This window comes from Porphyromonas sp. oral taxon 278 str. W7784, from assembly GCF_000467855.2.
Taxonomy (GTDB): domain Bacteria; phylum Bacteroidota; class Bacteroidia; order Bacteroidales; family Porphyromonadaceae; genus Porphyromonas.
Genome location: NZ_KI259237.1, coordinates 1 through 8818 on the forward strand (window position 1 = coordinate 1; position 8818 = coordinate 8818).

Genomic DNA, 8818 nt, shown 5'->3' on the forward strand with positions numbered 1-8818 from the left:
GGGTCGGTCGACCGACCCATGAATGGCCCCCTCGTGTACCCCATGAATGGGTCCCTTCGGGAGACTATGATAGTTCCCTCCCCTAGCGGTAGATGAGTGTGTGGAAGTTCGCTCGCTGGAAGAGCTCCCGTGCCGTCTCATAGAGCCCCTCGGGAGTCAAGGTAGCGAGGCGCTCGGAGAGCTCTTCGTCGGTGTCGAAGCGCCCGGTATGGAGGAAGCTCTTACCCATGGTAAGGAAGTGCTGCTCCTTATTGTCCGAGGCGACGAGGAGTTGCCCCCGTGTCTGACGTAGCGCCGCCGTGAGTTCGGCCTCCGTCAAAGGTTCCTTTGCTAGACGCTCCAGCTCACGGTAGACGAGCTCCATAGCTTCGGCCTCCGCTCGGTGAGACGAACCGAAATAGATGGAAAAGAGCCCAGAGTCCGTGTACGGGGTATAGCTACACTCGACATGGTAGACGAGTCCTCGCTTCTCCCGAAGCTCCATATTCAGCCGGGCATTCATCCCATTACCTCCAAGGATATTGGCTAGCAGGCTGAGCCCGAGCCTTCGCCTATCGAAGAGGTCAAAGGCAGGGCAACCCATGAGGACGTGGCTCTGTGCCGTACCTCGCCGACGCACTACATGCCGAGCCTCTGTGCGATAGCTGGGGCTGGAGCCTATCCCTTCATTCTCGCCTTCCTCTTCCTTTGCCTCCTCAGGGAAGGCACGGGAAGCATATTCCTCAAGGAGCTCCATGGATACGGCTCCTTGGGCGAAGAGCACCATCCGCTCGGGGCGGTAATGACGCTGGTAGAAGCGTCGCTGATGTGCCGTGGTGATCCTCCCCACCGAAGCCTCCGTTCCTAGGATCGCATGCCCCAGAGGATGGGGGCGAAAGACCTGATCTTCGAACTCATCGAAGATCAGCTCCGACGGGCTATCTTCGTACGAATGGATCTCATCGAGGATCACCTCCTGCTCCTTAGCCCACTCCTCCTCGGGGAAGCGACTATGCCGAGCGATGTCCAGCAGTACAGCGAGCGAACGACGAGCGTAGACCGACGGACAGACGGCGTAGAGCATCGTCTCCTCCTTCGTCGTGAAGGCATTGAGTTCGGCGCCGACAGCCTCCATGCGCTCGATGAGCTGAGGGGCGGAGCGCAGGCGTGTCCCCTTGAAGAGCATGTGCTCGATACTATGCGAGAGGCCGTGGAAGCGTAGCGACTCGTCCCGTGAGCCGACACGCACCCCGAGCCCCAGATAGCTGACCGTAGCCTGGGGCTCCTCTGCCAAGATGATCCTCAGCCCCGAGGCTAAGGTAGAGGTCTGATAGTGGCGCATTTCCTAAAAAATCTATGATGACTAGGCACAAAGGTATATAGACTCTTCCGTCTAGCCTAGTAGAGCTTAGAGAGCTTGCATACAGAGGCTTAGACGAGGGCTATAGGTGAACTATTTCCCCATTCAACGAGAATAGCTACATTTACTGCACAGTAAAGGGCATTTGTACGCACTATATTAGGTATTCCTCGCACCTGCAGCGTCTACAGAAGATACCCTGCTCGGCGAGACATCGCAAGATAAACACGAGTAACAAGAGGTATGAAAAACATCCTTATCATCGGCTCTACAGGGCAGATAGGCACCGAGCTAGCACTGACGCTCCGCCGTATCTACCCCGTGGTCGTGGCAGGGTACATCCCTGCAGCTCCTCCCAAAGGGGAACTCCTGGAGACAGGCCCCTGCGAAGTGGTAGACATCACCAACCCACAGCAGATCACCGAGATCGTCCACCGCTACAAGATCGACACCATCTACAATCTGGCAGCCCTGCTGAGCGCCGTAGCCGAAGCCAAGCCCCAGCTAGCGTGGCATATCGGGGTAGGTGGACTCTTCAATGTCCTTGAGGTAGCACGTGAGACGAGTTGCGCTGTCTTCACCCCCAGCTCCATCGGCTCCTTCGGCCCTGAGACCCCTCATGATCTGACACCACAGGATACCATCCAGCGCCCCAAGACGATGTATGGTGTGACGAAGGTCACGGGCGAGCTCCTGAGCGATTACTACCAGAAGCGCTTCGGCGTCGACACCCGCTCCGTCCGCTTCCCAGGCCTTATATCTAATGTAGCCCCTCCAGGAGGTGGCACTACCGACTACGCTGTAGATATCTACTATGCGGCGGTACGTACGGGGCACTTCGCCTGCCCTCTGCGCCCCGGCACCTATATGGATATGATGTACATGCCCGATGCACTGCGTGCCTGCATCGAACTGATGGAAGCCGACCCCAGTCGCCTCATCCATCGCAACTCCTTCAACGTGACCTCGATGAGCTTCGACCCCGAAGGCATCGCCGCCTCGATCCGAGAGCTTATCCCCGACTTCCAGATGACCTACGAGCTCGACCCGCTTCGCCAGAGCATCGCCGACTCGTGGCCTAATTCGCTCGACGACAGCTGTGCCCGCAGTGAATGGGACTGGAAGCCCGAGTACGACTTGCCCGCCATGACTCGAGACATGATCGAGACCATCCGTCGCAAGGGCTAGGCACCCACGCTCCTCCCCTACCGCAAGCAAGTTCACTAGACCATACACAAGACTATGTTTAAGAACATGAAGAAGTTCCTCACCGAGGAACTCAAGGCCATCGATGAGGCTGGGCTCTACAAACGGGAGCGCATCATCATCACCCCTCAGACCGCTGACATCAAGATCAGCACGGGGCAGGAAGTGATCAACTTCTGCGCCAACAACTACCTCGGTCTCTCCGACCACCCACGCCTCATCAAGGCCGCCAAGGAAGCTATGGATGCACGTGGCTTCGGGATGAGCTCCGTCCGCTTCATCTGCGGTACGCAAGACATCCACAAGGAGCTCGAGCAAGCCATCGCCCGCTACTTCCACACCGAAGACACGATCCTCTATGCCGCCTGCTTCGACGCTAATGGCGGGATCTTCGAGCCCCTATTTGGCCCCGAAGACGCGATCATCAGCGACGCCCTCAACCACGCCTCGATCATCGACGGCGTCCGTCTGTGTAAGGCACAGCGCTACCGCTACGAGAACGCTAACATGGCAGATCTCGAGCGAGTCCTGCAGGAAGCACAATCCGCCCGCTTCCGCATCATCGTCACCGACGGGGTCTTCTCCATGGACGGCAATGTCGCTCCGATGGACAAGATCTGCGACCTAGCGGAGAAGTACGACGCACTCGTCATGGTCGACGAATGCCACTCGGCAGGGGTCGTCGGGCGGACGGGTAGAGGAGTGGCCGAGCGGTTCAACTGCTACGGTCGCATCGACCTACACACCGGTACGCTCGGCAAGGCCTTTGGAGGTGCTATCGGTGGCTTCACCACAGGTCCTAAGGAGATCATCGACATGCTCCGCCAGCGCTCTCGCCCATATCTCTTCAGCAACTCCATCCCCCCTGCAGTCGTCGGCGCTGGTCTCGAAGTCTTCAAGATGCTCGAAGAGAGCGACGCCCTGCACACCAAGCTGATGGAGAACGTCGAGTACTTCCGTGACAAGATGCTCGCTGCCGGCTTCGACATCAAGCCCACCCAGTCAGCCATCTGCGCCGTGATGCTCTACGATGCGAAGCTCTCGCAGGAGTACGCTGCTCGCCTGCTGGAAGAAGGGATCTACGTCACGGGCTTCTACTACCCCGTCGTCCCCAAGGGTCAGGCTCGCATCCGTGTCCAGCTCTCCGCCGCTCACGAACGTCACCACCTCGACAAGGCCATCGCCGCCTTCATCAAGGTCGGCCGTGAACTAGGCGCCCTGAAGTAGCTCGCCTTCGGCTTCGGCCTCCTTCTTAAACGGCTCGTCCACGGACTTCCCCACGCTCGGTGGTGGAAGTCCGTGGACGATTCTTTTTGTCCGTGAGCTTTCGACCCTTAGGAATACAAAAAACTTCGCCCCCGAGCCGAGAGAGCTCAGGGGCGAAGTAGCTAGTGGGGAGGGGGCGGAAGGGCGATTACTTCTGGGGAACTTCGAGGTGCTTGGCCTCGCCGCTCTTGGCCACCTGATCGTAGTAGTCCTGGCTGTAACCGGGGAAGTTGGGCATGACGATCTGGCCGTGGCCATTCTCTTCGAACTTGCCGTCCTTCTCCTTCTTGACGTTGCCGTCCATGTACTTGACCAGGAGGTATTCGCCGAGCTGCTTCCAGCGTGCGGTGGTCTCGTTGGCTACCTTGGCGCAGAGCTGGGTGAGGAAGGCCGAAGCCTTCGCTGGATCGGCCTTGTAGAGCTCGAGGGCACGGGCGTCGGCGTTCTTCACCAGGTCGACATAGCTATCTTCCAGCTCCTTCTGCACGGGACGAATGTCGCGGATCATAGGCTCATAGCGGTTGTACGCCATGTTCGCTACCCAGTTGTGGATCCAGAAGGCTGAAGTCCAGCTGAACTCGGTCATACTGCCGTTGCCCCTGCGGTAGCACTCGGGGACCTCCGTGATGGATGTGTACATCGGGGTGAGCACGGCTGTATTGGCATCGTCGACGCCGAACCAGAGGATGCCGCCGACGGCGTCGGGGAGCCAGCTGCGCATCTGGGCGATCAGGACGAAGCCCGTCTGCTGGGTGGCGATGGCACGCTCGTTGAAGTACTCCCGGCCTTCGCTCTTGAAGGTCATGGGGCGCCAGCGATAAGGGACCTTATAGGCGCCAGCCCCGGGGTCGTTGGTCATCGAGAGTTCGGTGCCTTCGTAGTGATTGCGCATGCCCTCACGGACGTCGGCTAGGCTCACCTTGCGGTCGGGGATGATGTACAGAGGCATGGGCTCTTCGGAGGCATCGCCCATGATGTGCTTCTTATACTTGTCCATGCCCTTGTCGAAGGTGCGGAAGAAGCTCCATACACGAGCTTCGCAAGCTCTTAGCCCGCTGAAGTCGTAGGGATTGTACGCCTTCTGGAAGTCGAAGTCCTTGTCCTTGCCTTTGAACCAACCATTTTCGCGAGCGACATTGACGACGTCCTTCTCGTACATGCAGTTCTGCTTGTCGCCGAAGGGTATCTTGTGGATGCGGGCTTGGTTAGCGTGGGCAGCGATAGCGTTGTCAGGGATGCGGATAGCCACCCAGGTAGCGCCTTTCTTCTTAGGACCCTTGCCGATGAGCTCCATGATCCAGACCTCGTTCTTATCGGCGATGGTGAAGGATTCGCCGGAGCTGTAGTAGCCGTAGTCACGGACGAGATCCGTCATGATGCGGATGGCTTCACGGGCGCTCGTGGAGCGCTGAAGAGCTACGTAGATGAGGCTACCATAGTCCATGATACCCTGAGGGTCGTGGAGCTCCTTGCGCCCGCCCCAAGTACTCTCGGTGATGGCGACCTGGTGCTCGTTCATGTTGCCCACGACGTTGTACGTGACGGGAGCCTGAGGGATATACCCAAGGGGCTTGCCCGTATCCCACTCGTGGATCTGGAGCATAAGGCCCTTGCCCCACGCCTTGGCAGGATAATGGACGAGGTCACCGTAGAGGGTGTGCGAGTCGGCCGAATAGCTGATCATGACCGAGCCATCGACCGAAGCCTTCTTGCCCACGATCAAGTCGGAGCAAGCCTCAGCAGACGGCGCTGCCCAGCCCATGAGAGCCAGAGCGAAGCCTGCGAGGAGTGTAGTTTGCTTCATAGTGTATTTGATATGATAGTTGGAGAATAGCTGAGTAATAGCTGAGATAACTACAGCCTAAAGATACAAAAAGTTGCCCTTCGGCTCTCCTTCCCGTGAGGGCGGAGGAGTCGGAGGGCAACTTCCTTTAGATAAGGGGTACGCTTCTAGAGCTCAGGCTTGATCAGAGCTACCCACTTCTCGATACGTTCGTCGGTGAGGTCGGACTGGTTAGCTTCGTCGAGGCAGAGGCCGATGAGCTTACCATCCTGCTCGGTCTGCGTAGCGTCGTAGCTGTAGCCTTCAGGCTCGTAAGCACCGATGAAGGAGCAACCAGAGCTTGCTAGGCCTTCGTAGATCTTGTAGATAGCTTCGCAGAAGCTGTCGGGGTAGCTATCAGCGTCACCGCAACCGAAGAGAGCGACCTTCTTGCCCGAGAGATCCTGCTCTGCGAGCTTGGGGAGGAAGTCTTCCCAGTCGTCCTGGAGATCACCTAGACCCCAAGTGGAGGAGCCGAGGAGGAGGACATCGAAGCCAGCGACGTCAGCAGCGTCAGCGCTTGCTACATCGAATACGTTTGCTTCTGCACCGAGGGCCTTAGCCAGGCGCTGAGCTACCTCAGAGGTGGAGCCTGTAGAGGAGCCGTAGAAAATACCGATCTTGCTCATTGTGCGATAGGATATTTTGTGTTAGTAGTAATTGAGTTTCCGATACAAAGATAAGAGAAGTCTTGGACTAACGTGCAAGTCGAGACTAGCTATTCACTTCGGCGAAGAATTCCTCATTGTCACGGGTACGTAGCATGAGGTTCTTGACGTTCTCCATCGCTTCGATAGGATTCATTTCCGAGAGCACCTTGCGTACCGACCACATACGTGTCTGGGTGGTCTGATCCTGCAGGAGGTCGTCACGGCGCGTGCTACTAGCCACGAGGTCAACAGCAGGATAGATGCGCTTATTCGCTAGACGGCGGTCTAGCTGTAGCTCCATATTACCCGTACCCTTGAATTCCTCGAAGATGACGTCGTCCATCTTCGATCCCGTCTCCTGCAGGGCAGTAGCTAGGATCGTCAGGCTACCACCGCCACGGATATTACGGGCGGCACCGAAGAAGCGCTTGGGCTTCTGTAGCGCATTGGCATCGACCCCACCGGAGAGCACCTTACCGGAGGCAGGCTGTACGGTATTGTAGGCACGAGCCAGGCGGGTGATCGAGTCAAGGAGTATGACTACGTCCTGACCACTCTCGACCATGCGCTTAGCCTTGTTGAGGACGATCTCGGCGATCTTGACGTGGCGGTCGGCGGGCTCATCGAAGGTCGAAGCGATGACTTCGGCATTGACGCTCGTAGCCATATCCGTCACTTCCTCGGGGCGCTCATCGATTAGGAGGATGATCATGTAGACCTCGGGGTGATTGGCAGCGATGGCGTTAGCGATATTCTTCAGGAGCATCGTCTTACCCGTCTTGGGCTGAGCGACGATCAGGCCACGCTGCCCCTTACCTATCGGAGCGAAGAGATCGACGATACGCATAGCGATCTTGTCCTGGACGGCAGGGTTGTTGGGCGAATCCAGATGGAACTTCTCATCGGGGAAGATCGGCGTCAGATGATCGAAGGGTACTCGGTCACGCATCTCCGAAGGCGTGCGACCATTCACCCGGGTGATCTTGTCGAAGGGGAAGTACTTATCGCCATCCTGTGGGGGACGGATGAAGCCCTCGACGAGGTCACCTGGGCGCAGACTCCACTGACGGATCTGCTGGGCTGAGAGGTAGATATCGTCGGGCGAAGGCAGATAGTTGTAGTCCGCTGAGCGCAGGAAGCCGTAGCCGTCGGGTAGGATCTCCAGCACCCCGATGCACTCGAGGAGACCAGAGAAGTTGAACTCCTGTGGCTGTACACGTGTCGTAGCCTTCGGAGCGGGTTGCTTGGTGGGCTGAGGCTCGGCGGGAGCCTGCTGACGCACCTTGGGCTGGGGCTGAGACTGAGGCGTCGTGAAGGTGGGAAGCACCTGATCCAGCACGGACTTGCTGTCCTTGTGGCGGAAGACGATGCGCCCAGGACTCACGGGAGCAGCTGCTGGGGCGGTCTCGGTCTCCGAGGCGGGAGCTTCAGGCTCATTTACAGCGGGCGCTACGGGCTCGACGGGTGTGACTCGGGGCTTAGCCTCGGCGGTCTTGACGGGAGCGGGGCTAGAGCCACGAGCCTCACGGATCGGCTTCTGAGCCTTGGGCTCTTCGGCGGGGATGAGGTCTGAGGAAGCCTCCTGACTCTCCGAAGCCTTGGCTACGGCAGAGATGGCCTGCTGGCGAGCTAGGAGCTCTGCCTTGCTGGGGCGACCACGCTTGCGCTTGGGCGCTTCGCCTTCGGGTGTCGAAGAGGCAGATGCCTCTGTGGGCTCAGAGCCTTCGGCGGGCTGAGCGGGCTCACCTGCAGGCGCTTCAGAAGGAGCACTCTTGCGGGGACGACCAGGCTTGCGCTTGACGGAGGTGGTCTCCGCTACGGTGACGGCCTGCTGGTCGAGGATCTCATAGATCAGTTCACGCTTGTCGGGGAAGGAGTCGGCAGAGAAGCCGATCTCACGGGCGATCTCACGGAGCTCGTCCAGGCTTTTGTTGGAGAGCTCAGTTATGTTATATCGTTGCATAAGATTCTGTAATTTGTGTGATCTCTAGTCTCGAGGGCTGGTCCTCTCTGTGGAGAGTGTACCACCAAGCCCCACCGCTCAGAGCTACGGGAGCTCCAGGAAGCAGCTAGGATCTTTGTGTCAAATGTCAGATAAGAAGAAAGTTCGTCAGAAGAGACAAATGAATGGAATAAGGAGAACCAAGGGGCTACCCGATCAATAGATAGATAAAAGCATCAGGGGGGATGAAGGGGGAGCTTTAGTGTGATTGGGCTGGGATTCGAACCCAGGACCGATAGCTTAGAAGGCTATTGCTCTATCCAGCTGAGCTACCCAACCAATCCTTGGATGTGTCATGTACCTTCAGCACCAGAGCTTGGTGAGCCGGTTCACTCTTCCTTTTTCGTAATCGTGGTGCAAAGGTAATTAAATTTTCGGATCTCTCCTACCCTCCGTCAGCTCGCCGGCCGAGGGGGAAGGAAGAGCCTCAAGCACGACCCTTCGGAGGCGATTCCCTTGAGGGGCGAAAAAGAGACCTACGGTAGGTCGCTGCAGCGACCCACGGTAGGTCGCATCGACGACCCACAGTAGGT

General features: G+C 58.0%; 6 protein-coding genes and 1 tRNA gene. 2 read left to right on the forward strand and 5 right to left on the reverse strand.

Features of this window, described 5'->3' with window-relative positions:
• Window positions 1-82 precede the first annotated feature (82 nt).
• Window positions 83-1321 carry a pitrilysin family protein gene (locus tag HMPREF1556_RS04980; protein ID WP_021667229.1) on the reverse strand — a complete coding sequence of 413 codons (1239 nt, stop codon included), beginning with the start codon at window positions 1319-1321 and terminating at the stop codon, window positions 83-85.
• A 261-nt stretch (window positions 1322-1582) separates the two neighbouring features.
• Between HMPREF1556_RS04980 and HMPREF1556_RS04985 the strand changes: the two genes are divergently transcribed.
• Together HMPREF1556_RS04985 and kbl are read left to right on the forward strand one after the other, a co-directional pair.
• Complete coding sequence (locus HMPREF1556_RS04985) at window positions 1583-2527, forward strand: NAD-dependent epimerase/dehydratase family protein (RefSeq protein ID WP_021667230.1); 945 nt, start codon at window positions 1583-1585, stop codon at window positions 2525-2527.
• 54 nt (window positions 2528-2581) lie between these two features.
• Window positions 2582-3772, forward strand: coding sequence for a glycine C-acetyltransferase (gene kbl, locus HMPREF1556_RS04990; protein ID WP_021667231.1), 1191 nt, complete (start codon window positions 2582-2584; stop codon window positions 3770-3772).
• Between the two features lie 187 nt (window positions 3773-3959).
• Here kbl and HMPREF1556_RS04995 read toward each other — a convergent pair whose 3' ends face one another.
• The 4 genes from HMPREF1556_RS04995 to HMPREF1556_RS05010 all read right to left on the reverse strand — a co-directional run bounded on the left by HMPREF1556_RS04995 (window position 3960) and on the right by HMPREF1556_RS05010 (window position 8564).
• On the reverse strand, window positions 3960-5615 hold the full coding sequence (locus HMPREF1556_RS04995; protein WP_021667232.1) for a dipeptidase: 1656 nt from the start codon (window positions 5613-5615) through the stop codon (window positions 3960-3962).
• A 146-nt stretch (window positions 5616-5761) separates the two neighbouring features.
• Entirely contained in the window at window positions 5762-6262 is a 501-nt protein-coding gene (locus HMPREF1556_RS05000; protein ID WP_021667233.1) for a flavodoxin, read from the reverse strand.
• Between the two features lie 85 nt (window positions 6263-6347).
• The gene (gene rho, locus HMPREF1556_RS05005; RefSeq protein WP_021667234.1) at window positions 6348-8246 is read right to left on the reverse strand and encodes a transcription termination factor Rho; all 1899 of its coding nucleotides are present in this window, start codon (window positions 8244-8246) and stop codon (window positions 6348-6350) included.
• A gap of 244 nt (window positions 8247-8490) precedes the next feature.
• Window positions 8491-8564, reverse strand: a tRNA-Arg gene (locus HMPREF1556_RS05010).
• Window positions 8565-8818 lie beyond the last annotated feature (254 nt).

Bases quoted from the DNA above. Each gene is read 5' to 3' on its own strand.
- HMPREF1556_RS04995 (WP_021667232.1), bottom strand. From the start codon at position 5,615: ATGAAGCAAACTACACTCCTCGCAGGCTTCGCTCTGGCTCTCATGGGC.
- HMPREF1556_RS04985 (WP_021667230.1), top strand. From the start codon at position 1,583: ATGAAAAACATCCTTATCATCGGCTCTACAGGGCAGATAGGCACCGAG.
- kbl (WP_021667231.1), top strand. From the start codon at position 2,582: ATGTTTAAGAACATGAAGAAGTTCCTCACCGAGGAACTCAAGGCCATC.
- HMPREF1556_RS04980 (WP_021667229.1), bottom strand. From the start codon at position 1,321: ATGCGCCACTATCAGACCTCTACCTTAGCCTCGGGGCTGAGGATCATC.
- rho (WP_021667234.1), bottom strand. From the start codon at position 8,246: ATGCAACGATATAACATAACTGAGCTCTCCAACAAAAGCCTGGACGAG.
- HMPREF1556_RS05000 (WP_021667233.1), bottom strand. From the start codon at position 6,262: ATGAGCAAGATCGGTATTTTCTACGGCTCCTCTACAGGCTCCACCTCT.